General features: G+C 69.8%; 20 protein-coding genes. 13 read left to right on the top strand and 7 right to left on the bottom strand.

All coding sequences use genetic code 11. The features are described from left to right. Nucleotides 1-38: 38 nt before the first annotated feature. Entirely contained in the window at nucleotides 39-944 is a 906-nt protein-coding gene (locus tag IPK71_09495; GenBank protein MBK8213973.1) for a hypothetical protein, read from the top strand. A 72-nt stretch (nucleotides 945-1,016) separates the two neighbouring features. Next, a complete protein-coding gene (locus IPK71_09490; GenBank protein ID MBK8213972.1) occupies nucleotides 1,017-1,568 on the top strand; it encodes a hypothetical protein in 552 nt (183 codons plus the stop codon). Nucleotides 1,569-1,632: 64 nt separating this feature from the next. Here the strand turns inward: IPK71_09490 and IPK71_09485 are convergent, their stop codons facing one another. After that, nucleotides 1,633-3,648, bottom strand: coding sequence for a hypothetical protein (locus tag IPK71_09485; protein MBK8213971.1), 2,016 nt, complete (start codon nucleotides 3,646-3,648; stop codon nucleotides 1,633-1,635). Between the two features lie 209 nt (nucleotides 3,649-3,857). Further along, nucleotides 3,858-4,343 carry a type II toxin-antitoxin system MqsA family antitoxin gene (locus IPK71_09480; protein ID MBK8213970.1) on the bottom strand — a complete coding sequence of 162 codons (486 nt, stop codon included), beginning with the start codon at nucleotides 4,341-4,343 and terminating at the stop codon, nucleotides 3,858-3,860. Nucleotides 4,344-4,578: 235 nt separating this feature from the next. On the opposite strand from IPK71_09480, the gene IPK71_09475 reads away from it, so the two are divergent. The 5 genes from IPK71_09475 to IPK71_09455 all read left to right on the top strand — a co-directional run bounded on the left by IPK71_09475 (nucleotide 4,579) and on the right by IPK71_09455 (nucleotide 10,855). Continuing rightward, nucleotides 4,579-4,992: a GtrA family protein gene (locus IPK71_09475; protein ID MBK8213969.1), complete on the top strand. Its 414-nt coding sequence runs from the start codon at nucleotides 4,579-4,581 to the stop codon at nucleotides 4,990-4,992. Further along, the gene (locus tag IPK71_09470) at nucleotides 4,989-6,119 is read left to right on the top strand and encodes a glycosyltransferase (protein MBK8213968.1); all 1,131 of its coding nucleotides are present in this window, start codon (nucleotides 4,989-4,991) and stop codon (nucleotides 6,117-6,119) included. Before IPK71_09475 ends, IPK71_09470 begins: the two co-directional genes overlap by 4 nt. Before the next feature lie 84 nt (nucleotides 6,120-6,203). After that, a complete protein-coding gene (locus tag IPK71_09465) occupies nucleotides 6,204-6,797 on the top strand; it encodes a hypothetical protein (GenBank protein ID MBK8213967.1) in 594 nt (197 codons plus the stop codon). 4 nt (nucleotides 6,798-6,801) lie between these two features. Then, the gene (locus tag IPK71_09460; protein ID MBK8213966.1) at nucleotides 6,802-7,209 is read left to right on the top strand and encodes a hypothetical protein; all 408 of its coding nucleotides are present in this window, start codon (nucleotides 6,802-6,804) and stop codon (nucleotides 7,207-7,209) included. A gap of 79 nt (nucleotides 7,210-7,288) precedes the next feature. Further along, entirely contained in the window at nucleotides 7,289-10,855 is a 3,567-nt protein-coding gene (locus tag IPK71_09455; protein MBK8213965.1) for an AgmX/PglI C-terminal domain-containing protein, read from the top strand. A 15-nt stretch (nucleotides 10,856-10,870) separates the two neighbouring features. Here the strand turns inward: IPK71_09455 and IPK71_09450 are convergent, their stop codons facing one another. The 4 genes from IPK71_09450 to IPK71_09435 form a co-directional block, all read right to left on the bottom strand. Then, a complete protein-coding gene (locus IPK71_09450) occupies nucleotides 10,871-11,761 on the bottom strand; it encodes a hypothetical protein (GenBank protein ID MBK8213964.1) in 891 nt (296 codons plus the stop codon). Between the two features lie 42 nt (nucleotides 11,762-11,803). After that, nucleotides 11,804-13,171 carry a hypothetical protein gene (locus tag IPK71_09445; protein MBK8213963.1) on the bottom strand — a complete coding sequence of 456 codons (1,368 nt, stop codon included), beginning with the start codon at nucleotides 13,169-13,171 and terminating at the stop codon, nucleotides 11,804-11,806. Next, complete coding sequence (locus tag IPK71_09440) at nucleotides 13,168-14,670, bottom strand: OmpA family protein (GenBank protein ID MBK8213962.1); 1,503 nt, start codon at nucleotides 14,668-14,670, stop codon at nucleotides 13,168-13,170. Before IPK71_09440 ends, IPK71_09445 begins: the two co-directional genes overlap by 4 nt. Before the next feature lie 102 nt (nucleotides 14,671-14,772). Next, on the bottom strand, nucleotides 14,773-16,746 hold the full coding sequence (locus tag IPK71_09435) for an ABC-F family ATP-binding cassette domain-containing protein (protein MBK8213961.1): 1,974 nt from the start codon (nucleotides 16,744-16,746) through the stop codon (nucleotides 14,773-14,775). Between the two features lie 312 nt (nucleotides 16,747-17,058). On the opposite strand from IPK71_09435, the gene IPK71_09430 reads away from it, so the two are divergent. The 4 genes from IPK71_09430 to IPK71_09415 all read left to right on the top strand — a co-directional run bounded on the left by IPK71_09430 (nucleotide 17,059) and on the right by IPK71_09415 (nucleotide 21,958). Continuing rightward, nucleotides 17,059-18,918, top strand: coding sequence for an OmpA family protein (locus IPK71_09430; GenBank protein ID MBK8213960.1), 1,860 nt, complete (start codon nucleotides 17,059-17,061; stop codon nucleotides 18,916-18,918). A gap of 38 nt (nucleotides 18,919-18,956) precedes the next feature. Beyond that, complete coding sequence (locus IPK71_09425) at nucleotides 18,957-19,889, top strand: DUF481 domain-containing protein (protein MBK8213959.1); 933 nt, start codon at nucleotides 18,957-18,959, stop codon at nucleotides 19,887-19,889. Nucleotides 19,890-19,928: 39 nt separating this feature from the next. Further along, nucleotides 19,929-21,113: a mannose-6-phosphate isomerase, class I gene (gene manA, locus IPK71_09420; protein ID MBK8213958.1), complete on the top strand. Its 1,185-nt coding sequence runs from the start codon at nucleotides 19,929-19,931 to the stop codon at nucleotides 21,111-21,113. A 95-nt stretch (nucleotides 21,114-21,208) separates the two neighbouring features. Continuing rightward, nucleotides 21,209-21,958: a hypothetical protein gene (locus tag IPK71_09415; GenBank protein MBK8213957.1), complete on the top strand. Its 750-nt coding sequence runs from the start codon at nucleotides 21,209-21,211 to the stop codon at nucleotides 21,956-21,958. Between the two features lie 21 nt (nucleotides 21,959-21,979). On the opposite strand, the gene IPK71_09410 is transcribed toward IPK71_09415, so the two are convergent. Further along, complete coding sequence (locus IPK71_09410) at nucleotides 21,980-22,822, bottom strand: hypothetical protein (GenBank protein ID MBK8213956.1); 843 nt, start codon at nucleotides 22,820-22,822, stop codon at nucleotides 21,980-21,982. Between the two features lie 107 nt (nucleotides 22,823-22,929). On the opposite strand from IPK71_09410, the gene IPK71_09405 reads away from it, so the two are divergent. Both IPK71_09405 and IPK71_09400 read left to right on the top strand, forming a co-directional pair. Continuing rightward, nucleotides 22,930-24,759, top strand: coding sequence for an SDR family oxidoreductase (locus IPK71_09405; protein ID MBK8213955.1), 1,830 nt, complete (start codon nucleotides 22,930-22,932; stop codon nucleotides 24,757-24,759). Then, the gene (locus IPK71_09400) at nucleotides 24,756-25,553 is read left to right on the top strand and encodes a MerR family transcriptional regulator (protein ID MBK8213954.1); all 798 of its coding nucleotides are present in this window, start codon (nucleotides 24,756-24,758) and stop codon (nucleotides 25,551-25,553) included. Before IPK71_09405 ends, IPK71_09400 begins: the two co-directional genes overlap by 4 nt. The last annotated feature ends 93 nt before the right edge of the window (nucleotides 25,554-25,646 follow it).

The following is a 25,646-nucleotide window of genomic DNA, read 5'->3' as shown; positions in this document are numbered from 1 at the left end:
CGGGAAGCCCGCCCCCTCCGACCTGCTACGCTCGAGGCATGGTTCGGCGAGCGTGGCCCGCGATCTGGCTCGTCGCCGCGCTCGGCGTGGGCTGCGGCGCGCCGAAGGCCCCTCCTCCCACAACGCCGCACACGAGCCTCTCCCCGCGGCCGTCTCACGAGGTGCTGTCGGCCGAGAACCCGGAGCACCGCAAACACACGGGGGCCGCCGAGGTCCTCGTGCCCGCGCGCCTCTCCCTGGTCGACGGGGCCTACGACACCGTCGTGCACTTTCACGGAGGCCCGAAGCTCCAGGAAGAGGCCCTCGAACGCGCACGTGTCTCGTGTGTGGTGGTGAGCGTCAACGTAGGCGTGCAATCGGGCCCGTACGGCACGGCGTTCCACCCGGCCTCGGCGCTCCCGGACCTCCTCGACCGCGTCGAGAAGATCGTGCACGAGACCCCGGCCCTCGCCGAGGTCAAACGAGGGAGGCTAGCGCTCTCGGCGTGGAGCGCGGGGGCTGCGTCGATCTCCGCCGTGCTCGCCAATGGCTCGGGCGCCCACGCGGACGCCATCTTGCTCTCGGACGGGCTCTTCACGGGCTACGTCGATCCGAAGAAGAAGACCCTCTACACGAAGGGCCTCGAGCCGGTCGCCGCGTACGTCGAGCGGGCCAAACGTGGCGAGGTGCTCTTCGTGCTCACCCACACCTCGATCCCCACCGAGGGCTTCCCGTCCATGCCCGAGACGGCCGGCGAGCTCCTTCGATTGACCGCGCTCGAGAAGCGAGCTCCCGCGAGCACGCGAGGCCCCGCGACCTCGAACGTCCTCTACGAGGCGGGAGAGGGGCGCGCGTTCGTCACGGGGTACGACGGGCAGACCGCCGCCGATCACATCTCCCAAATCAAGACGATGCACCTCGTGCACTTCGCGAAGCTCCGCGAGGCGTGGGACCCCGCGCGCTAGGGCCGACGACACATGCATAATGCACACGTTCGGCGCTTCTCCCGTGAGACGGAGAGGCCGTATCCTCGCCCGATGCGCCTTCGCTCGCCCCTCGTCCTCTCGTTCACCTCCCTCGTCGTCGTGGCACTCGGCGCGTGTGCGTCTCCCCCGCCCGAAGCGCCCATGGCCTGCCCCAAGTGCCCCGAGGCACCGCCTCCGCCGCCCCCTCCACCGCCGCCCCCTCCGCCGCCCGCTTGCCCCTCGGCCCCTGCCGCCAGCGCCACACCCGCCCCGCCGCCGGCACCTCCTCCTCCGCCGCCAATCGGCAAGGCGCAAGGCGGGCCCACGGGGACGCGATCGTGCGAGTTTCGCGAGAGCGTCGACACCTACCCGCGAAAGTGCACCATCACCCAAGAGCCCGACGGCGCGTTGAAGGTCACCGCCAAGGGAACCTCACTGAACCCCGACAACGGCTTCACGTTCCGCATGGGCGGAGGGCCCAACACGTTCGACGCGGCAGGTCAGCTCGACGCCTTCGGCGTCTGCAAGGGCCCGTTCGCCGGCAAGGTCGGCACGGTGATCGACGGCAAAGCGAAGACCTACGAGATCCGCTTCAAGGATCACTGCATGATCGTCATCCGCTGACAGGCGTCACGCGCCGGCGCTCGGCCTCTCTCCGCGCGCCGGCACATGCGTGCATTCTGCACATTCACGGGAGCGAGAGCTTGCACGGCCCGGCGCACGGGTGGACGATCTTTCCCTCGGCGGTCAGGAACGCGTCGATCTGGCGGGTCGCCTCTTCGGACGAGCGGAGCACGTCGTGCACCTTGTTCGCCGGGTTGGGGACGGGCTCCGTGGAGTTCGACCCGAGGCCGAAATCGAAGAGCGTCATCGCCGACGTGAGCGTCTCGGCGGGGGCCTCGCGCACACCGTGCACGGGGAGCGCCGCGGGTGACGTCTGCGCGATGCCGAGCGCGCGAGCGTGCAAAAACGCCCCGAGAGGCGGGACCGCGGAGTCGCCCAAGCCCACCTGCAAAAGGACGCGACGATCCTCGGGGGAGCCAGGGAGCTTCTTGTCGAGCATGGTCTCGGCGTAGGAGATGGGATCGATCGCGTCGAGGGCCTCTTGGAGGCTCACCGCGTACGCTTGATCCGCAAGAGAGTTTCCGAAGACGGCGTGAACGACGAGGAAAAGCGGACCGAAGGGCGCCGCGCGCGGCATCATGTGCGAGAAGCCGGCCCCGGTGACGTTGAGCGCGACCCGCGACAGGTTCGGATCGAGCGCGCCGAGCGTCGCCCCCAAGATGGCCCCGAGGCTCGGGCCGTAATAGTGGATACGCGCGCCGTCGAACACGGGAGCTTTGGCCTCCGCGGTCCCCTCGCACGCGCCCTCACCCGCCTCGGGGCGCCGAAGCTCGGGTACGTCGAAGAGGCCATTTTTCACGGCCGACGTGAGCGTCATCCAGCTCGCCATCGCCTGGTGAACGCGCTCGGCGAAGTCCGGTGCGGCCGACGGATCCTCGGAGATGACCTTCGCGAGCCAGTCGCGATCGGGCGCCGACATGCCGGCCCAGTCGATACCGAACGTGACGGCAGAGAGTCGATTCGAGATGTCGGTCGCGGGCGCGCTGCGCATCTCCTCTTGGGTGCCGAAGAAACCGTGCCCGTACGCGATCGCGCGGCCCTTCGTGCACGACTTGGCGAGGGAGGCCGGCACGTGGACCGAGAACGGCACTTGGGTCGTCCCGTTTTGGACGACGGCGCCCGAGGCGTCGCGGGACAAGCGGGCACCGGAAGCGTCCTTCGTGGTGAAGAGCGGAACCTCCAAGGTACCCTCGACGACCTTCCACGTCGGGCCCGTTCGGGGCGTGGATCGGACGATGGTCACCTTCGGCGCCCCCTTGGCGACGTACGCCAGGGTGAGGTCTCGAATACGCAGCATGTCGCGCTTCGGCCCCTCGTCGGTGCCGGTCGTGAAGTCCCACGCGAGCTGGAGGTCGGCGCGATTCACGCCTGCCTTTTCGAGCGGCGCGAAGACCTCGGCGTCGAACCGGTCACGGATCGCCACGAGCGCCGGCTCCTCGGCGGTGCGGTCGCGCAGCTTGGCGAAGCCAGGGGCCGGGGGCGCCTTGTCCCCCGACGCGAGCCTCACGTCGCGGAAGGCCACGACATACCGTGTACGAGGGCGGAGCTTGGTGAACGCGCGCACCGCGACGACCTGGCGCACCTGCGTCTCGAGCGCGTCGACGCGGTTCGAGGGCAGATCCGTGTAGTGCTCGACGAGGGCCCCGGTGCTCGTATCGAGCAGCAGCGTGGCCGACGTGACCGAGGCGCTCGCGCGCGGATCGCCGTTCACGTTCGGTAGCCCACGCGAGGACAGCTCGTCGCCCGGGAGCGCTCCCACGATCGACGAAGCGAGGGAAAATCCGTCGTAGCGCGCGCTACCGTGCACGTCGACGACCGCGCCCGCGGAGGTGCGGAGCTCGGAGCCCTTCGGGTACCCGAGGCGGAATCCCGTCGGGCTCGTGGGATCCGGGAGGCGCGCGAAGTCGGACGGGTACGGGAGAAAACACGCCTCCCCGCCGAGGAGAGGCTGGCACCCGTCGCCGATCGTGAGCGGCGCTTTGGGGGCACCGTCGGTCGAGGTCGAGCAGGCGGCGAGGCCGATCGCGGTGGCCGACACGAGGGCGAGGAACCGAGACCGACGAGGAGCGCGCGAGGTCATACCCGGCTCAGCGTCGCCGCTCGGAGCCACGAGGGCAACGTCGGCGCTCGCGGTCGTGAGACGGACGAGGGGAGACCGCGATGGCCTCCCCTCCCGCTGCATTTCACTTCTGCAATTCCATGCAGATGCACGTGTCGACTGCCGCTCCGCGTCGTGTCGCGGCCGTTGTCCATCATGTGAGGTCACGCCGCATCACGTGACAGGATCGATCATACGCGGACGCTGACGAGAGCGGCCACGGACGGCTGCGCCTTGACCGCATCGAGGATGCCGCGCGTGCGCGAGTCGGACTGGCCCTCGGCGTGCTCGAGCGCGAGCGACGCGAGGAGCACCCACGCGCGGGCGTCGAGGTCCCGTACGTCGTTCTCCCAGCGAGAAATCGTGCCTACGCCGAGGCCGAGCAGGTGCGCGACCTCTTTGGCTTGGAGGCCCATCGTGGTGCGCATGAAGCGGAACGACTCGCCGTTCACCCGACCCGACGTGGCCACTTGTCGCAGCGCGGTCAGCGTCGCCGCGCGGTTCACGGCCGCGGGTTTCGCCAAGCGCCCGCACCTTTCGCACCCTGCCGCCTCGATGTGGACGACGAGGGGAGCTTCGAACCCTACCTCGAAGGTGCGCCGCTGCTCGACCGTCCCGAGGCGAGTGTTTCCGCATCCAGCACATGCCGACGTTCGCGAGTAAGCTTCCATGTCCATGCCGGGGAGATAAGCAAAGGCGGTTCCATGCCGTTTTGAGGTCTTCGAGCATCACGACTCCGATCGGATGCACGCCAACCCGGGTTCACACGAAGCGACAGGTCCACGCCCTCGAAGCGTGCCCAAAGTGGTTCAACCAGTTGAGCCCTGGCGTTCACACGAGCGTCGCTTTCCCCACGAAAACGGTGTCGAAACGTCACCTCGCGCGTGGCACGTGGTTGGCACCGTGTCGTGTATGCCCACGTCGACACATCCTCGGGTAACACGCAGCGCCCTCGTCGGCGCCGTCGCGACGCTCACCGATCTCCTCGTGATGGTCGCGGCCGTCGAGGCCGCAGGTCTCGCGCCACGCACCGCGGCTCCACTCGCGCTCGCCACCGGGGTGGTGGTGCAGTTCCTCGGCAACAAGCTCTACGCGTTTCGCGATCGGTCGAGGGCGTGGCTCTCGCAGGCCGCGAAGTTCCTCGTCGTCGAGGCCGCAGGTTACGCCGCGAACGTGCTCCTCTTCGCGTGGCTCTCGCGCTTCGTGCCGGTGCCCTACGCGCTCCTCCGCGTCGGGATCGGCTCGCTCGTGTACTTCGCGATCTGCCTCCCGCTCTGGTCCAAGATCTTCGTCACACGTGGCGAGCCGCGCGGGGTGTCCTCGTGAGCGCGCTCCTCACGCTGCTCATGGTCGCGTCGGTCGCGTGGGTCGTGGCCGCACTCCTCTCCACCGCGAGCACCGTACGGCACGAGCCGAGGGCCCCGCGCGTACGCCCGGGGATCTCGCTGCTCCGCCCCCTGGCCGGGGCCGACCCGAGCCTCGAACAGAACCTCGAGAGCCTCTTTCGGCAGGCCTATCCGACCTTCGAGATCCTGCTTGGCGTCGAGTCGTCGAGCGATCCGGCGTGGGCGCTCGCGGAGCGCGTTCGAGCGCGGTTCCCGCACGTCCCGAGCCGCATCGTGGCGACGGGCGACGACGGCGCGAAGAACCCGAAGGTGCGAAACCTCCTCGGCCTCCTGCCCGTCGCGCGGTTCGATCTCGTGGTCGTGAGCGACAGCAACGTGAGCGTGCCCGAGGGCTACCTCGACGATCTCGTCGCGACGCGGGAGCGATCTGGCGCGGGCCTCGTCACGAGCCTCATCTCGTGCGAGGGCGAAGAGGGCCTCTTCGGCGCGGTGGAGTGCGCACAAATCGTAGGCTCCTCTGCCCCCTCCGCGTGCCTCCCGACGGCGCTCGGGCACGCGGCCGTGATTGGGAAGTCGATGCTCTTCTCGCGGGTCGAGCTCGAATCGCTGGGCGGTCTTCGCAAGGTGGCCGACGTGCTCGCCGAGGATTTCGTCCTGGGGAAGATGTACGAGCACGCCGGAAAGCGCGTCGCGGTCGCCTCTCGGGTGATCTCGAACGTCACGGGGCGCGTGTCGGCGTCCACCTGCTTCGCGCGCCAACGCCGCTGGGCCGCGCTGCGGTGCCGGCTCTCTCCGCTCACGTTCGTGCTCGAGGGAGCGACGAGCCCGTTCGTGCTGGCTGCGTTGGCGGCGCTCCTCGCCCCGAACGAGGGCCGGGGCCTCCGGGTCGCCATCATGCTCGCGACGATCCTCCTCCGCGACGTCGGTGGGTGGGTGGTGCTTCGTGGGTGGCGTCGCGCGTGGATCCCGCTCGTGGTCTGGCCCGTCAAGGAGGCCCTGGTGCTCGCGGCGTGGGCGAGCGCTCCCTTCGCGAAGACCCTACGGTGGCGAGGCCGCTCGCTCCGGCTCGGCGCGGGCACGATTCTCTACGCGACCGAAGGCCGCTGACCCCCGAAGGCTGTGGGCGCGTGTAGGCGTAGCACCGCCTTGCGGAGGCGCTTCTGCGCCGGCACGGCATGGTACGCTCGAGGTATGGCGAACGCCCACTGCGCGTCGTGTGGTGCCCCCGACGACGGCGAGTCCGTGATCTGCAAGTACTGCCAGCGCCCGATCTCCCAGGAGGCCCAGGCGCACGCGATCCCCTGCCCGAAGTGCCGCGTGCCGAACCGCTGGGGCAAACAAAAGTGCTCGGCCTGCCAGACGTGGATCGTCGTGGCGTGCGTGTTCTGCGGTGCGATCTCTCCGCACAACCAGCAGGCGTGCATGGCCTGCCGAGAGCCCTTCGCAGGCGCCGTGGAGCGCAAGGCGCAGCGTCAGCAACACCACGCCCACCAGCAGTCGATGCAGACGCTCGGCACCGTGGGCAACATCGCCGCGTCGTTCCTCGGGGCCGCGGCGGGCGCGCACTTCGGGAGCTCGTACGGGCACCACTCGAGCTGGTCGTCCGAGAGCCACACGTGGTCGGACTCCACCTCGAGCGACGGTCCACCGGTGGGTGAGTGGAGCGGCTCGTCCGACTACGACTCGGGCTCGTCGAGCTTCGACACGGGCTCGAGCGGAGGCGACTTCGACTTCGGCGGCGGAGACTCCGGGGGCGGCGATTTCGGCGGCGGATGGGACGAGTAAGGCCATGAGCACGCGCGAAAAGCGCTCGCCCGAGCCTACCCCTCGGGACGCGCTCGACGACGACCGCGCCGCCATTCTCGCGAGGCGCTCGGCCTTCGTCGCCGCGGCCCTCGCCACGCTCACGGCCGCCGTGGCCTGCGAGCCCGCGAAGGACGGTCAGGTGCCCTCGCTAGAGGCTCCGCCCGCGAGGCCCCTCCCCGAGAATCGCCCCGAGCCGTGCCTCACCGCGCAGCGCCCGGAGAACGAGCCCGACGCCGCGCCTTCACCCGAGGTCGTGCCGCCCGACGCGGGGCGTGCCGCCGAGCCCGTGCCTTGCCTCTCGGTAGCGCCGACGGCCGTCCCGGCGCCGTGCCTCTCGCCGAAGCCGCCGCCGCACCCTTGCCTCTCGGTGCGCAAGCCGCCGCATCCCTGAGCCGCGCCCGACGACCACGGAACTTTCCGGTCGGACGGTTGTCCGACACCGACCCCACACGCCCCCGCCGAGGAGCCTCATGCGCCGCTCGACTTTGCTCGTCTCCACCCTCGCCGTGACCGTCCTCGCCTGCGCCACCGTCGCATCCGAAGAGCGCGCGCGCCACCTGGCCGACACGGCCGGCATCGAGATCCCCTCCGCCGACGACGGCATCCCCGGTGTCGCGGCCCCCATGTCGCTCACCGCGAGCGACGGCACGGGGCTCAAGCTCGTGTCGGTCACGGCGAACGCGTCGATCGAGGACCCGCTCGCGTTCACCGAGCTCACCATGGTCTTCGAGAACCCGCTCGACCGTCAGCTCGAGGGGCAGTTCAAGATCACCCTCCCGCAAGACGCGTCGCTCAGCCGCTTCGCGATGAAGATCGACGATCGGTGGCAAGAGGGCGAGGTCGTCGAGAAACAGGCCGCGCGGCGCGCCTACGAAGACTTCTTGCACCGCAAACAAGACCCCGCGCTCCTCGAGCAGGGCGGCGGCAACGAGTTCGCCGCCCGGGTGTTCCCCATCCCTCCGCGGGGCCGAAAAGAGATCGTGCTCTCGTACTCCGAGACGCTCAAGGGCACCGAGCCCTACGTGCTCCCGCTGCGCGGTCTCCCGAAGCTCGAAGAGCTCGACATCAAGGTGCAAGGGGGCGCGGGCAGCGGAGGCCCGAAGACCTTCTACCGGCGCGATTTCTCCCCCGCGCGGGACTTCGTGCTCGGCGGAAAATCCGTCGCGCGGAACGCCGCCATCATGAACGAGAAGATCGCGGTCGCGCGCGTCGTCCCGTTCTCCGAGTCGCGCCCCGAGCCCGTCGAAGGCGCCCTCGTGCTGGTCGATACGTCGGCCTCGCGGGCGCTCGATCTCGAGGCGGGCGCGAAGCTCCTCCAAGGAGTCCTTGCCAAGCTCCCCGGCGACACGCGCCTCACCGTGCACGCCTTCGACGAGGACACGGCGCCGATCTTCGACGGCGAGGCCCGCGCCTACGGCGACGCCGAAACCCAAGCCATCGTGTCACGGCGAGCGCTCGGCGCCTCGAACCTCGAGCTCGCCCTCACGCGCGCCAAGACCCTCGTGGGCGGCTCCAAGGCGAAGAAGCGGGTGATCCTGGTCACCGACGGCGTCACCACAGTGGGCGAGACGGACTCGCAGAAGCTCGCAGCGACGGTCGAGAGCCTCACGGGCGCCGGTGTGGAGCGCCTCGACGCGATCGCCGTCGGGAGCGTTCGGGACGACGCCTTCTTGCGTCGCATCACGGGCAAGACTCTCCCCAAGTCGGGGGTCGTGCTCGCGGCGAGCCGAGGCCCGGAGGAGATCGCGCGGCGCCTCGGCGAGGCCACGAGCCGCAACGTGCCCGTGTCGGTCGAAGGGGCCCGATGGACGTACCCGAAGCTGCTCGACGGGCTCCAATCCGGCGACGAGGTGCTCGTCTACGCGGAGCTGTCCGAGGAACGGCCCCTCGTCGTGAGCGCGGCCGGGCAGACCCACAAGCCCCTCGTGCACAAGGCGGAGCGCCCGCTCCTCGAGCGCACCTGGGCGAAGGCCAAGATCGAGAGCCTCGTCGCAGCGCCCCTCCCCGGCGGAGAGGACGAGACCAAGAAGGCCATCGTCGCGCTGTCGACCAAACACCGCGTGATGAGCCCGCACACCTCGTTCCTCGTCCTCGAGACCGAGGCCGACTACGCGCGCTTCAACATCGATCGACGCTCCAAGCTCGACATCCTCACCATCGCCGACGGGCGTGTGGTCACCACGAAGCGCTCCCGCACGAACGACCCTTCGGACTTCGACGGCGACGACAAAGAGAAGAGCGGTGGCACGCGCGCGCGGGGTGAAGAGGGCTCCACGCGCGACCCCCACCTCGCGCGGCAGGCCGCCCTTCGCGAGGCGCAAGAGTTCGGATCCATTGGGCTTCTCAACACCGGTGCCGGCGGCGATCCGAACGCTCCCACCGCGCCGTGGGGCCGCGAGGAGGGCGACCCGATGAGCGCCCGCGGCAACATGTGGGGAGACAGCATCGGCGACGCGTTCGGTGCGGGTGGCCTTGGCCTCACGGGTGTGGGCGAGGGTGGTGGTGGGCAGGGCCAAGGGTTCGGTGGAGGAGGCACGATCGGCGGTGTCCGGCAGCCGGGATCCAGTGAGGGCATCGGGCTCGGGAGCATCGGCACGCTCGGGCACGGCGCCGGCACCGGCACGGGCCAAGGCTTCGGCAGCGGTCACGGAAGGCTCGGTGGCGCGCACGCGACGCACCCACCTCGCATTCGCCAGGGCGCGACCCAGGTGAGCGGCCGGCTCCCGCCCGAGGTGATCCAGCGCATCGTCCGGCAGAATTTCGGTCGCTTCCGCCTCTGCTACGAGAATGGGCTGCGAAGGAACCCGAATCTCCAGGGCCGCGTCGCGGTGCGGTTCATCATCGACCGGAGCGGCGCTGTCGCGAACGCGAGCAATGGCGGCTCCGACCTGCCCGACGCGAGCGTGGTCTCGTGTGTGGCGCGGGCCTTCATGAACCTCTCCTTCCCCCAGCCCGAGGGCGGAGTGGTCGTGGTGACGTATCCCTTCATGTTCGATCCGGGTGACGGCCCGCCCCCGCCGTTCCCGACCTTCCGGTCGACCCCCGAGCCCCCGAGCCGCGCGCCGCAACGCACCTTCGTGCGCGCGCCCGACAACGAGCGCGTCGGCGGAGAGCCGCCGTACGAAGGCAAGATGAAGGACGTGATGACCGCCATCGGAGCGGGCAACGTGGTCGCCGCGCGCGACCTCGCGACGAGCTGGCAGCGCACCTCCCCGACCGACGTGCTCGCCCTCGTCGCGCTCGGTGAGACAGCGGAAAAATCGGGGGATCGCGCCCTCGCGCAGCGCTCCTACGCGAGCATCGTCGACCTCTTCGGGTTCCGCGCCGACTCTCGAAGGTTCGCGGGCGCGAGGCTCGAGCGCTTGGGCGACGCGGGCAGCATCGCCCTGGCCACCGACATCTACGCCAAGGCCGTGGAGCAGCGGCCCGATCACCCTGCCGGCCACCGCCTGCTCGCCTACGCGTGGCTCAAGCAGAAGCAGTTCGAGAAGGCGTTCGAGGCGTGCCGCGTGGGCCTCGAGCGCAACTACCCCGAGGGGCGCTTCGCGGGCGTGAAGCGCATCCTCGCCGAGGATCTCGGGCTCATCGCCGCGGCCTGGAAGAAGGCCGAGCCCGCGCGCTCGGCCGAGATCGACAAGCGCCTCGAGCAGGCTCACGGCACGAAAGAGAACGGGCCGAGCCTCCGGTTCGTCCTGAACTGGGAGACCGACGCCAACGACGTCGACTTCCACATTCGCGACGCCCAAGGTGGGCACGCCTACTACGGCAGCCGCACGCTCGGCAGCGGCGGCGAGCTCTACGCCGACGTGACCACGGGCTACGGCCCCGAGTGTTTCACCATCCGCACGCCGAAGGCCCAACGGCCCTACCCCTACCGCCTCGAGGCTCACTACTTCGCGCGGGGACCGATGGGCTACGGCATGGGCAAGCTCCAGGTCATCGAGCACGACGGCGACGGCACGCTCACGTTCGACGAGCGCCCGTACGTGGTCATGGTCGACCGCGCCTACGTGGATCTCGGGCGCGTAGAGAAGTAGCGCAACCGAACGGAACTACTTCGTTTTCGCCGCAAGGGCCGCGGTCGTCGCTGGCCCTTCGGCGGGGCTCGGCGGGGGCTTCGGCGCCTTCGGGAAGAGCTCGGGCAGGGCACGGCGCAGCGCTTCGCCCAAGACGGCGTCGTGAGGGTGACCGTCCGCGGGGACGAGGTTCGTCACCTCGGTCACTTTGCAGGCGAGGCCAGGCGCCGCGCATGCCGAGGCCAGGTCGCCGAAGGGCCGACCCGCCCACGACGCATGCCAGAAAATCCGGACGTCGGTCTTCCGCGCGAGCGAGAGGTACGCGTCGCGAATGGGCTCGGTGAGGCACGTGTCGACCCCCACGACCGCCATAACGCCAGGGAAACGCGCAGCCGCGAACAAGCCCTCGTCGGCGTTGCAGCCCGCGGCGCTGTGCCCGACGACGACGACGTGACGGCGGTCGACCTTCGCGCGCCCCGCGAGGGCGGCGTCGGTCGCGTCGAGGAAGTGCCCCACGTCGAACGTGGGCCACATGACGGTGGCTCCGGTCGCGTAGCGCGTGTGCGTCGGCGCCGCGACGAGGAACGGCCTCGTCTTTCCAGAAGCCGTCAGCTCCGCGGCGATCTTGCGGAGGTCCCCCGGGGTGCCGTCGAAGCGCGGGTGCATGTGCTGCTCGGCGTTTTGCCCGTGCATGAACACGAGCACCGGCAGCACCTCGCCCTCGGCGGCCGCGTCGGGGACATGCACGAGCGCGCCCGGGCCTTGGCGAGAGAAGAGGAACTTCTTCTGGCGGTAGGGGAACGCCTTCGTGACGCCGGAGAACACGGCGCTCGACGCGAGCGCTGGAGCCGCCCCGAGGAGCGTGAGCCCCACGGCGACGAGCAGCGCCGAGGTGAGACTCCGAGCGTAGCGATGGCAATTCCCCACGTTACGAGCGTAGCTCCATCACGGCGCGAGCCAAGCCCGCGCTCAGGGCTGCACGAGCTTGTGCACGGCGACCGGATCGCCATTGCCGGCCGCGCCTTGCCGCACCACGTAGGTGATGTCGCCGCCGTTCGGGTCGGCCGACTGGAGGGTGACGGACCTGTCGGCGACCGCGTACGGGCTCAGCACCGCGAGCCCCACCGGGTCGGCCGGCGCGACCACCCGCACCCGCTGCGCCGCAGCGAGCGTCGTATGCGAGGTGACGTTCAAGATGCCGGCCGTGCGCAGGAGGAGCGGCATTTGACCCTGTCCGTCCGCGCCGTCGAGGGCCACGATCGTCTTGCCTTCGCGCGCGAACGTGAGGAGCGGCGCCGCCCACCCCATGCCCGTAGACATCGCGGCCGCGGCGTCCATTTGGCCCTGGTCGTAGACGACGACCACGTCGGCGCGCGAGAGCTTGAGGGCGTCGCGCAGGTCGGCCTCGTCCATCGAGACGGTGTAGGCGAGGGTACGACCGAGCGCCGCCGCGCCCACGAGCGACTTCACCTTGGCGACCACGGCAGGGTCCGACCACTTTTCGAACGAGAGAATGCGCAGCGGGTTCGCCGCGGGGAGCAGCACGGCGTTCGTGATGACCTTGGCCTGAGCCGAGGCGCCGAGCGCCGAGAGGCCGTCGTGGCCGACGACGATCTCGTGGCCGGGGTTCGTGCCTTGGCAAATGCCGCCCGCGCAGATGAGGGCCGGGCACACCTTGTTGCACACGCCGCAGTTGAACGGGTCGACCATCTTGTCGACGCAGATGCCGTTGCAGGGCTCGAGCGGAGGCGTGCACGGCGGCTTGCAGACGAAGTTGCCGTTCTCGAGGAGGCACTCGGTGTTCGGTGCCACGCACTGCACGAAGCACGAGCCGCAGCGGGCGGGCGTGTTGTAGGGGGGCGGCGGGCACGCGTCCACGCTCCCGTCGGTGGCGCCGTCGCCAGGGTTTCCATCGGTGCTGCCGTCGCCAGGGTTCCCGTCGGTGCTCCCGTCACCAGGGTTCCCGTCGGTGCTGCCGTCGCCCGGGTTCCCGTCGGTCGACGTGTCGGCGAGCGCATCGAGGCGCGCGTCGCCAGGGTTTCCGTCGGTCGACGTGTCGGCGAGCGCGTCGGTGCTGCCGTCGGTCGAGCCACCGCACACGCCGGCGACACACGCGACCCCGGGTGGGCATACGACGTCGCACGAGCCGCAGTGCTCACGCGTGACCAGCACGTCGACACAGTCGGTCCCGCACGCGGTGTAGCCCACCTTGCACGCGCCTCCGACGAGCGCGTTCTCGAGGCCGCACCCGGGCACCACCCCCACCGCGCACGCGAGCGTCGCGAGCACGATGGCCGAGGAACGAATCAGAGCCAACGTCGTTCGAGTGGGCTTCATGGCGTGACCTCTCCCGGCGCTTTCACCGGCACCGTGGCGCCGGACGAACCCTTGATTCTGGATCGTGTCACGTAAAACTCCACGCGGCGATTCGCGCGCTCGGCGGCCTGCGTGTTCACCTTGAGGCGCGACCTGCCGAACGACTCGGCCTTGAGCCGAGAGCCTTCCACCCCGAACCGCTCGAGCAGGCGCACCACCGAGTCGGCGCGCTCGCGGGAGAGCACGCGGTTGTGCTCCTCGGTGCCCGTGGCGTCGGCGTGGCCCTCGATGCTGATCTCGAGAATATCGGGCGTTTTCTTAATAAAATCGGCCACTTTCTGAATGATACCGAAGCTCGCGTGGCGCACGCGCGGGCTGTCGATGTCGAACAGGATCACGTCGTCGAGCAAGAGGCGGTCGCCCTCGAGGCGCACCTTGTCGTCCGCCGGAGGGCACCCGTTCGTCTTCGGGTCCTGGGTCTTCTCGCCGGGCACCTCGGGGCACGCGTCGTCGGCGTCGGGGATGCCGTCGTTGTCCTTGTCGGGGGGGCACCCGTTCGTCTTCGGATCGCTCGTGCGCACTCCCGGTACTTCAGGGCACGCGTCCTCCTTGTCGACGATGCCGTCCTTGTCGCGATCGGGGGGGCACCCGTTCGTCTTCGGATCGTTCGTGCGCACTCCCGGTACGTCCGGGCACGCGTCCTCTTTGTCGTAGATGCCGTCGCCGTCCCGATCCGGCGGGCACCCGTTCGTCTTCGGGTCGAGGCTTCGAACGCCGGGCACGTCCGGGCACGCGTCCTCGTCGTCGAACACGGTGTCCTTGTCGCGGTCCTTGCGCTCGGGGCAGCCGTTCGTCCTCGGGTCGTTCGTGCGCACGCCGGGCACGTCCGGGCACGCGTCCTCGTCGTCGAAGATGGTGTCCTTGTCGCGGTCGGTGCGGTCGTCGGGGCGCCCGTAAGAGACGTGGATCCCCGCGGCCAAGAGGCGCGCGTCGTCGGGGCGGAACGAGTCGTCGGGCTGGACCACGTGCGTGTATCCTACATACGGCCCGGCGAGCCACCGCGACCTCGACGAGGCGCGGAAATCCCAGCCGAGCTCCGCGTTCAAGCCGAGACGCGAGAGGCTCCCCGTCTGGGCGAACCCGGCGCGCGCGGAGAGCCACGGCCCGTCGATGCGGGTCTTCCCCAAGGGGTGGAAGCGGGCGCCGGCGAGCACGAGGAACGCCGTCCCCGTGCCCTGCTCGGCCACGTTCGGATCGAGCGGGGGATCGCCCTTCGAGAGCACGACGCCGCCGAGGTGCGCCTCGAGGCCGAGCATGCGGTGGAGCGCGACCTCGACACCCCCGCCGCCTTGTACGCCGAGGCCGAACTCACGCCCCTGGGTGCCTCCCACGGCGTGCGCGCCACCCACGTTGCCGTGCGGCGCGATCCACGTCTCGGCCGTGGCCGCTCGCGTCGCCGAGAGCAGCACGAGCACACCCACGACGCTCCCCCACGCCCGCCCCGTTCGTCGATGCATCATGAACCGATCACGGAGTATGCGCGGTCGGGGCCTCCTTTGCCAAGTACGGCGACACGGTCGCCCTCGACATGCGTGCATCTTGCACACATATGACGACCGCGTTCAGCGCTTCGCGTCTCTCCGAGCCTCGAGATCTTCCCATCGGGCCATGAGCCGCTCGACCTCGGCGCGGGCCTTCTCGGTCTGCTCGCGGAGCGCTGGAGCGTCGGCGGCACGCTTCGTGTAGAGCTCGGGGTCGGCGAGCTTGGCCTCGAGCGCCGCGAGCGTGTCCTCCGCCGAAGCGACCTTTTCGAGGAGGCCTTCGAGCTCGATGCGCTCCGCGTACGTGAGCGGCTTCGGTCCGAGCGCGGCAGCCTCGATCTTCTCGGCCTTCGCGGGTTTGTCGCCGAGCGTGCGAACCGGCGCGGGCTCTGCGGCCTTCGCGCGTTCGGCCTCGCGCGCCAAGGCCTCGGCCTTGAGGGTTTTGTAGGTGGAGTACCCACCTTGGTAGAGCACGGTCTTGCCGTCGCCCTCGAACGACAGGATGGCCGTCGCGACGTTGTCGAGGAACGCGCGATCGTGGGACACGACGATGGCGCAGCCCGGCCAGGTCTCGAGCAGGTCCTCGAGGGCGCTCAGCGTCGCGACGTCGAGATCGTTCGTGGGCTCGTCGAGGAGGACGAGGTTCTTCCCCTCGCGGAGCACCTTCGCGAGCGCGACACGAGCCCTCTCGCCTCCGGACAGCGAAGACACCTTCTGACGCTGCTTGTGCCCGTCGAAGAGGAAGCCCTCGAGGTACACGCGGAGATCGACCTTCTCGGTGCCGAGGTCGACCTGACCACCGCCCGTCGAGAGCGCGCCCTCGTGCCCCGCGACGTTGTCGTACACGGTCCAGTCGTCCTCGAGGCTCGAGCGCGCCTGATCGAAGAGGGCGACCTTGGTATTGGCGCCGACCTTCACCGTACCCCGATCGGGCACGAGCTCCCCCGTGAGGAGGCGCAAGAGGGTCGTCTTGCCGACGCCGTTCCGCCCCACGACGCCGATGCGATCGCCCGCGACGAGGTGCAGGGTCAGGTCCGAGACGAGCTCCCTGCCACCGAGAGATACGCCGACGCCCTCGAGGTCCAAGATGCTCTTGCCGAGCCGCGCCACGTTCCCGTCGATGCCGGTGAAATCGACGGTCTTCACGTCCTCGCGGGGTTTGTCGGCGATGGCTGCCTCGGCCCTCTGGATGCGCGCCTTCTGCTTCGTGGTCCGCGCCTTCGGCCCGCGGCGCAGCCACTCGGTCTCGCGGCGGAGGAAGTTCTGGCGGTTCTTCTCGACGCGCTCTTCGTGCGCCAAGAGCTCGGCCTTCCGCTCGACGTAATCCGTGTAGTTTCCATCGAACTCGGTCACGGTCCCGCGATCGAGCTCGAAGATGCGATCGCACACGGCGTCCAGCACGAAGCGATCGTGCGTCACCATGACGACCGACCCGGGCAGGTCGTTCTTCAGGTATTTCTCGAGCCAATCGATCGTCTCGGCGTCGAGGTGGTTCGTGGGCTCGTCGAGGATGGCGAGCGCGGGCTTCGCCACGAGGAGCCGCGCGAGGGCCACGCGTCGTTTCTCGCCGCCGCTCGCCTGACCGAGCTTCCTGTCGAGGAGGGGCACGATGCCGAGCGCCGCCGCGATCTCTTCGACGACGTGCGAACGATCCCACCCGCCGAGGCGCTCGATGGTCTCGCCGAGCTCGGCCTGGCGTGCGAGGCGCGCCGTGTCGTGAGGGTCCTTGGAGATGGCTTCGGAGAGGGCGGCATGCTCACGCGTCGCGGCTTCCCACTCGGCGAGGCCCGAAGCTATGACCTCGCGCGCCGTGGCGTCGTCCGGGAGCACGGGCTCCTGGGGCAGGTAGAGCACCTTCGCGCCGCGGCGCACCTCGAGCACCCCCGTGTCCATCGGCTCCTCGCCCGCGAGCACGCGGAGGAGCGTCGACTTTCCGGTCCCGTTGATGCCGAGCACACCGACGCGCTCGCCCTCGCGAACGGTGAGGTCGACCGACTGAAACAGCGTGCGGGCCCCGTAGGCCTTCGACACCCCACGTGCGCTGAGGAGGCTCATCGAGGCCGGGCTTCTACCATCCGCGCCGCGCGACGTACCCGCTTCGCGAAACGATTTCGGCTCGTCGGCGCTCCGGCCGGGAATTTCCCACCATTCGAGGCGCGTGGGCCACCTCGAGCACCGAACGTACGGGCGCAACACGTGCGCGCGAATCCCATTTCGCACTTCGAGACCCGAACGACGACGTGCCGAAGCGGTCGGCTCGAAGGAAATAGAGTTGCCCGTTCGCTTCGAACCTTGGAAAACTGCGCGAACTTCGGAGCTTGGCTCCGCCACGGCATCCGCCACACGAGCTTCCCTCGAGGAAATAGCATGGCAAACCGACGTATCCGTCTCGCAGGAGCCGCGCTGGCCACCACGGCCGCCGCCCTCGTATCGTCCACCGCGAGCGCCCAAGCCGTCCCTTCCGGGACGGGCTACGCCGCCGACAACCTGAACCCGTCGGAGCGAGGCAGCGACTTCTTCACCGCCGAGTCCCTCGATCTTCGCGGCCACGGTCGCCTCGGCTTCGGCATGGTGGTCACGAACTCGTACCGCCTCGTGGCCGACCGCCGTGACGACGGCGGGGTGAACGCGTCCATCGTGAGAAACCAGGCGTTCATGCACCCGGGCGCCACCTTCATCCTCTTCGACCGCGTGCGCCTCGCGTTCAACGTCCCGCTCGCCTTCTTCAGCGACGGCAACACGGCCGCGATGCCCGTCACCCGCAATGGCGCGACGGGGCTCGGCACCTACGCGCCGCCCACCGAGCAAGTCGTCCTCGGCGACGTCCGCGTGGGCGCCGACGTGCGCGTCTACGGCACCTACGGCGACAAGCTCACCCTCGCGGTGGGCATGCAGGGGTTCGTCCCGACCGGCAAGACGGACTCGTACACGGGCGACGGGAACCCTCGTCTCTTGCCGCGCGTCTCGGCGGCCGGCCAAATCGGGATGTTCCAATACGGCGCGCAGGTGGGCATCCACATCCGCACCCGGGACGACGTCGCCTTCGGCCGGGACTACGGCAACGGCGGCTACATCGGCAACGAGTTCACCTTCCAAGCCGCGGCGGGCGTGCGCCTCGCCAACGGCCGCGCGGTGATCGGCCCCGAGCTCTACGGCCGCAAGGCGTTTTCGGATACCGACGGTATGAGCTCTCCGGTCGAGGCGCTCCTCGGCGGGCACTTCGGTCTCACCCAGAACGTGCGGCTCTCGGCCGGCGTCGGCGCGGGGCTCACGAAGAACTACGGCGCGCCCGTCGCTCGCGGCATCTTCGGCCTCGAGTGGATCTTGGACTCGCCCGTCGCGCCGCCTCCGCCCGACGAGGACAAGGACGGCATCATCGACTCGCTCGACGCGTGCCCCAAGCTCGCCGGCGTCGCGAGCGACGACAAGGACAAGAACGGGTGCCCCGCGGTCGCCGCGGCCGCCGACCGCGACGCCGACGGCCAGCCCGACGACGTCGACGCGTGCCCCGACGTGGTGGGCATGAAGTCGAACGACCCCGTGAAGAACGGCTGCCTCCCCGACCGCGACAAGGACGGCATCCCCGACACGCAGGACGCGTGCGGCGACGTGCCCGGCGTGGGCTCGCAGGAGCAGCTCAAGAACGGCTGCCCGGCCGACAAGGACGGCGACGGCATCCCCGACAGCGAGGACGCCTGCCCCGACAAACCGGGCAAACGCAGCGACGACGCCAAGAAGAACGGATGCCCCATCGAGGACACCGACAAGGACGGCGTCATGGACGACGTCGACGCGTGCCCCGGTGACGCGGGCAAACCGAACGCGGATCCCGCCAAAAACGGCTGCCCCGAGGCCGTCGTGAAGGGCGATCAAATCCAGATCGGGCGCCAGATCCAGTTCAAGACGGGCTCGGCCGAGATCCTCAAGAACGCCGAGAACGACGAGGTCATCGCCGCGGTGGTCTCGGTCATGAAGGGCCACCCCGAGATCAAGGCCATCCGCGTCGAAGGCCACACGGACAACGTGGGCAACGCCGCCGGAAACAAGAAGCTCTCGCAGGCGCGCGCCGAGTCGGTCAAGAAGGCCCTCGTCGGCAAGGGCATCGACAAGGGTCGCCTCACGACGGCCGGGCTCGGCTCCGAGAAGCCGCTCGACCCCGCCGAGAACGACGCCGCTCGCGCGAAGAACCGCCGCGTCGAGTTCCACATCGAGGGAGCGGCCAAATGAACGACTTCGTCTTTTCGTCCTCCACGAGGAAATCGAGCATGACTTCCCGCTTCTTCCGCCTCCCGCTAGCCCTCACCGCCGCCGCGTCGACGCTCGCCTTCGCCGCGACGGCGAGCGCCGCCGACGCCCCCGCCGCGCCGGCCGTACCCAAAGGCACCGCGCCCGCGGCCGCACCCGCGACGAAGGGCGCCACCGAGGTCGCCGGGACCGGCACGTTCGCGGCCCAAGTCAAAGAAGACGAGCGCAAGGCCGCCAAGGACGCGACCGAGGCCTCGCTCAGCGCCGGTGGTCTCTTCACGAGCGGAAACGCGCGCACCATCGCCCTCACGGCCGGTGGCAAGCTCCGCCTCCGCCGCGACGTACACCAGTTCTCGGCCTCGTTCTTCGGCAACTACGCGCGCGCCGGAAAGAAGGGCGAGCCCGTCGTCGACACCGTGGCGAACCTCCAGGGGCTCGCGCGGTACGACTACTTTTTCTCGAACAATTTCGCGGCGTTCCTGCAGGGCACGGGCAGGCACGACAAGTTCCAGGGCCTCGATTTCCGCCTCACGATCGACCCGGGCGTGGCCGCGTACCTCATCGAGACGAAGCAGCAGAAGGCCTGGATCGAGGCCGGCATGCAGATCCAACACGACGTGCGAAACCAGGAGACGCTCGACAAGTCCGCGCCCGTGGGTGGCTCGTCGTCGATCGACAAGTCGGTCACGTACGCCAACGCGCGCTTCTACGTGGGCTACGATAACCAGCTCTACGAGATGGTGAGCCTCACGACCGGCGTCGAGTACCTCCAGAACGTGCACGAGTCGGTCAGCATCTACCGCTTGAACCTCGACGCCGGCATCAAGGCAAAGGTTTCCGACAAGCTCGCCATCGCTACGACCTACCAGATGCGCTTCGAGAACCAGCCGCTCCCCACGGTGGAGAAGGCCGACTCGATCGCCTCGGTGAACCTCGTCTACACGCTGTTCTGATCTCGTTTCGTGCGAGCATGGGGGAGCATGGCTCCCTCGATGCATCGCCTCGTGAACGTCGTCAAACCGTACGCCTGGGGCTCGCGCACGCAGATCGCCGAGCTCCTGGGCCTCCCCTCTCCCTCCGCAGGGCCCGAGGCGGAGCTTTGGATGGGCGCCCACCCGGCCTCTCCCTCGCGCATCGTCGAGGAGGGGGCCGAGGCTCGGGCGCTCGATTCATGTATAGCGCACGATCCCTCGGGTCACCTGGGCGACGCCACGCTGCGCGCGTTCGGCCCCAAGCTGCCCTTTTTGCTGAAGGTGCTCGCCGCGGCGAGCCCGCTCTCGCTCCAGGCCCACCCGAACGCCGCGCAAGCCAAGGCCGGCTTCGATCGCGAGAACGCCGCGGGGATCGCGCTCGACGCCCACACACGCAGCTACAAGGACGCGAGCCACAAGCCCGAGGTGCTCTGCGCCCTCACGCCCTTCTGGGCGCTCTCCGGCTTCCGCCGCGCGAAGGACGCGGCGCGGGTCTTCCGCGCGACGGGGGCGCCACGCCTCGCGCCCTACGCCGACGTGCTCGAGACGAAGGGCGACGGGGACGCGCTCCGAGAGGTGTTCCTCGGGCTCTTCGCGAGCGAGGAGAAGCGGGAGATCGCCGAGGAGGTGACCCATGGCGCCGAGGCGCTCCGAGGCGCGGGCTTCGTGGACGAGGCCGAGTGGACCTCGCGCCTCGCCCGGGAGTACCCCGGCGACGTGGGGATCGCCGTCGCGCTGCTCCTGAACCTCGTGAAGCTGTCCCCCGGTCAGGCGCTCTTCCTCGATGCAGGGAATCTACATGCTTACCTCGAGGGCACCGGCATCGAGCTCATGGCGAGCTCCGACAACGTGCTCCGAGGTGGGCTCACCGTGAAACACGTCGACGTCGACGGGCTCGCCGAGGTGCTCGAGTTCCGGCCGACCGAGGTCCCGTACGCGCGGCGCGTGGCGACCCCCGATGGGGCCATCGTGTACCGCACGACCGCGGCCGAGTTCTCCCTCTCGCGCGTCGAGGTCGACGGGGCGCGTTCGCTCGCGGCCGCGACGGGCCCTCAGATCGTGCTCGTCACGAGGGGAGCCTGCGACGTACGACGCGGCGACGAGGTGACCCACGTACGGCGCGGAGAGTCTCTCTATGTCAGGCACGGTGACGGGCCGCTCGAGCTCCTCGGCGACGCGACGCTCTTTCGGGCCACCGTCCCGTGAGGCCGCGCCGTCGTGAACGCGGGCCTGACGCCCCGAGCCCCCGAGACGCACGTGAGAGTGGTCACGCCCACGGACCCGGGATAAAAGCCGCGCCCATGAGGTTCTTCCGAAAGGCCGCCCTCCTCGCTTCGTCGATCGTGCTCGCGACGCTCTCGGGGGCGAGCTCGGCGCAGGCCGAAGAGCCTCCGCCTCCCGACTCGGAGGACGGCTTCGAGGCCTGCCAGAAGTTCCAGGAGCGCGCCGACAAGGACCTCGACGCGTGGGCGAAAGATCAGCCCAAGGTCCCCTTCAAGCCCGAGCGCGAAGAGACCATCCTCGGTGGGCCCTGGGTCGAGCTGACGCGAGCCATCGCCCACTCGAGCGGTGTGATCGCGGCCACGCTCATCCCTGCCCTCGGCGCCCAGCTCCGCGACAGCAAGCCCGCGCCGACGATCTCGTTCCCGTGGTCGTTTCAGATAGGGCCGGCGCTCGCGTGCTCGCGCGAGAAGGGCCAGTTCGTCGTCCGAAAACACATCCCGAACCGCATCATGCTCGAGCCGGCGATCGTGCCCGTGAGCGGCTCGTCGGTGGGCATGTGGGTGCGCCCGGGCTACCGGCTCCTCGTGCACCCGAGCACGTGGGTGGCGGGATTCGGTGGCGGCATCGGCAGCACCATCGATCTCTTCGGGTTCGAGAGCGGAGGGAAAAAAGAGCCCTTTCGCGCGTCGATTAGCCCCGAGGTGCTCGTGCACTTCGGCCACTGTTGCGACCGCGGGTACTTCACGATCACGGTGAGGAGCGACATCTTCCTCGCCGGCGAAGACCGCTTCTTGATCGGTGGCAATGTAGGATACACCTATTTCTGACGGTCAGAGGCTGGCCGACGCTCAGGGCTCGTAGCCCACGATCGGGACGGCCTCGGCGCCTTCGGGGACGGCGAGGGCGTTCGTGCGGAGGAACGAGAACGCCTGGTCGAACACGGCCTCCGCGTCGGCCACCTGCCCGTGTGTGCACCCTGGCATCTCGACGTACGTCGAGGGGACGCGCTTCGCGGCGAGCCGGACGCTCCCCGAACGCATGCGCGCGGTGACGTCGAGCGAGCACGCCCCGGTCACCACCGCGCGCGACCGCTGGAACGAGGGGACCGAGACGTCGGTCGGCGCGCCGAGGACGAAGGCCTTCGTGAAACGAGCCGGGTGCGACGCCGAGAGCTTCTCGGCGATGGTCGCGCCGGCCGAGTACCCCACGATGGTGATCCCTTCCGGAGGGATCTCCCGAAGGCCCGCGGCGGCGAGCGCGGCCTCGATGCGCGCTCCTTGGCGCTCCGTGTCCCACGACCACGAGTGGAAGCCGGGCGCCCCTTGGCAGGGCACGTCACCGTCGATCGCGACGACCCCGCCCTGCGCGCGGGCGGCCTCGGGGAACGCCGCGAGGTACCCTTCGGCGTTCGAGCAAATTCCGGGGAGGAACACGGTGGTCGGGGGGCGCCCATCGTCGGCTCGCACGACGACGGCGCGAGCGTCCCCAGGGACGCGCAGGTGCTCGAGCTTCGCCGGAGCACGCGGCGACGAAGCAGCCACGACCGTCGCCTTCGAGGCGACCGTGGGCGCTGGGATCGGCTCCCCACGCAGCTCTCCGCCGGTCGGCGGCGCGGCCTTTCGGCAGGCGGGCGCGAGCCCCAGGAGCACGAGGGCGAAGACGGAGCGCACCATCGAAGTCGCAGGCCTCATGCCCGTACGTCGCCCACCGGCCGATCGGTGTGACCGGCCCGCGGCAAAAAAAGCGCGGGCACGGTGCCATCGTTGACCGTGCCATTCCTGAATGGCAACGTTAGGGGATGCGTAAGCGCCCTACGAACGACGGCAACGTGATCTCCCTCGGCTCGCTCACCCCGGGCCCCGTCTTCGAGCGGACCGTCCGAGGGGATGGCGTCGACCTCCACGTGACCGAGCGAGGAGCCTTGCACGCGCCGACCGTGGTCCTCGTGCACGGGTACCCCGACAACCAGTCCGTGTGGGACGCCATCGCGACCGAGCTCGCGGCGCACTACCACGTGGTCACCTTCGACGTACGCGGCGCAGGCCGCTCGGGCACCCCGAAGAGGCTCGCCGACTTCGCGATGGATCGCCTCTCGAACGACCTCCGCGCCGTGTGCGACGCCGTCGCGCCGGGCAAGGGCGTCCACCTCGTGGGGCACGATTGGGGCTCGATCCACTCGTGGGAGTCGGTCACGGACCCGTCGTTCGAGGGAAAAATCCTCTCTTTTACGTCGATCTCCGGGCCGTGCCTCGACCACGTCGGCATGGCGATGCGCGAGCACCTCGTCGGCGGGCCTCGCGGCCTCGGGAAGATCGGAGGGCAGCTCTCGCGGTCTTGGTACATCCTGCTCTTTCAGCTCCCGTTCCTCCCCGAAGCGGCGTGGCACGGCGGGTTCGCCAAAGCCATCCCGCGCTTTCTCGCGAAGAGAGAGGGCATCCCACGCGACGAGACCCGCGAGCGCTCCCGCCTCTCGGACGGGACGAAGGGCATCGGGCTCTACCGCCGCAACATGCTCGAACGCCTGCTTTTCCCAAGGGATCGGCGCACCGACATCCCCGTGCAGATCGTCGTCCCGGAGGGCGATCCGGCGGTCTCCCCGTGGCTCACCGAGAGCGTGGACAAGTTCGTCCCGAACCTCCACCGGCGCGTGGTTCGCGGCGGCCACTGGCTCCCGCTCTCCCGCCCGAAGGACGTCGCGCGGTACGTCGACGAGATGGTGCGCTTCGTCGAGCAGGGGAGCGAGAGCCCTTCCTTCAAGCGGCTACGCGGCGCGCGTGCGCGGCGACGTCTCGTGCTCGTCACCGGGGGAGGCTCCGGCATCGGACGCGCCACCTGTCTCCTCTACGCGAAGGCCGGGGACGACATCGTCGTCGTCGACAAAGACGGGGACGCCGCGCGACGGGTCGCCGGCGAGTGCGCGGCTCTCGGCGCCACCGCGAGCGCCTACGCGGTGGACGTCTCCACCGAGCGTGAGAACCGCACCCTGCGCGACGGGGTCCTCGCGCGGGAAGGTGTGCCGGACGTGCTCGTCCTCAACGCCGGTATCGGGCTCGCGGGCCGGTTCTTCGACACGACGGCGCGCGACTGGGACGACCTCCTCGCGGTGAACGTGCTCGGCGTCGTTCACGGCGCGAGGCTCTTCGGCGAGGCGATGCGCGCTCGCGGAGAAGGTGGTCACATCGTGGTCACGGCCTCGGCCGCCGCGTTCGCCCCGGGCAAGAGCCTGCCCGCCTACGGCGTGTCGAAGCGCGCGGCCCTCATGGTCGCCGAGTGCTTGCGCGCCGAGCTCGCCGAGGACGGCATCGGCGTATCCGCGATTTGCCCTGGGATCGTCGACACTCCCATCACGCGAAGGACGCGTTTCGCCGGCCGCGACGAGGCCGAGGAGAGCCGCGCACGCGACGAGGCGGCCAAGCTCTACGCCCTCCGAGGGGTCGGCCCCGAGGTGGTCGCGGAGGCCATCGCGCGGGCGGTCGCGGAGGACCTCGCGGTGGTGCCCGTCAACGTCGAAGCTCACGTGCTCCACGCGTTGTCGCGCGCCGCTCCTAGCTTCGTGCGCTGGCTCGGCACGTTCGATCCGCCCGGCACACGCCCCAAAGCGCGACGTGTACGAGGCGCACGCACATGACCCGCCCACGCACCGGGGACCAAAACACCTACCGCATCGACGACCTCGCGCGCGCCGCCGGAACCACGGTGCGCAACGTGCGCTCGTACCAAGAGCGCGGGCTCCTCGCGCCCCCCGCTCGCGAAGGGAGGATCGGGCTCTACGATCGGGGGCACCTCGCGAGGCTCCGCATGATCGGCGCGCTCCTCGATCGCGGCTTCTCGCAGCGCGCCATCGCCGAGGTGGTGAAGGGCCTCGAAGAGGGGCACGACGTGCGCGATCTCGTGGGTCTCGAAGACGCGCTGACCCGGCCCTTCTCCGACGAGACCCCGGGTGAGGCGACGCGCGGCGAGCTCGCGACGCTCTTCGGGGGCTCCGACGACATGGTCGCGCGTGTCGAGGGAGCCGGGCTGGTCGTCGCCCAGGGCGGAGACCGCTTTCATGTCCCTAGCCCCGAGGTGCTGAGAGCCGCGGCCAAGCTCCACGAAGCGGGGGTTCGCCCTGCGCCCCTGATGATCGCCCTCGAGAAGATCCGATCGAGCATCGCCATCATCGCCACGACGCTCGTCGATCTCCTGGTCGTCGAGGTGCTCGGGCCGCGCCTCACGTCGAACGAAGGGGGAGCCGCCCTCCGCGATCTCGAGTCGACCGTCCGCGACCTTCGCCCCCTGGCCCGGCGAGCCACGACCGCCGAGCTGATGCTGGCCCTCGACGCCCGAACCCGCGCAGCGATCGGAGAGCACCTCCCGACACTCGCCCGGGGACCGAAGAAACCCGCTCGAAAGCCGCGAGGGCGACGCACGACCACGATGTAGCCAACTACCCTACCGGTGGGACGTGTCTCGGCGATACGCGGCGAACGTTCGCGCGGTAGGATCGCAGGATCCGTGCGTAGGTACGCCGAAGGA

It is taken from the genome of Myxococcales bacterium, assembly GCA_016712525.1.
Taxonomy (GTDB): Bacteria; Myxococcota_A; Polyangia; order Polyangiales; family Polyangiaceae; genus JAAFHV01.
This window is presented reverse-complemented; position numbering and strand designations above follow the sequence as displayed.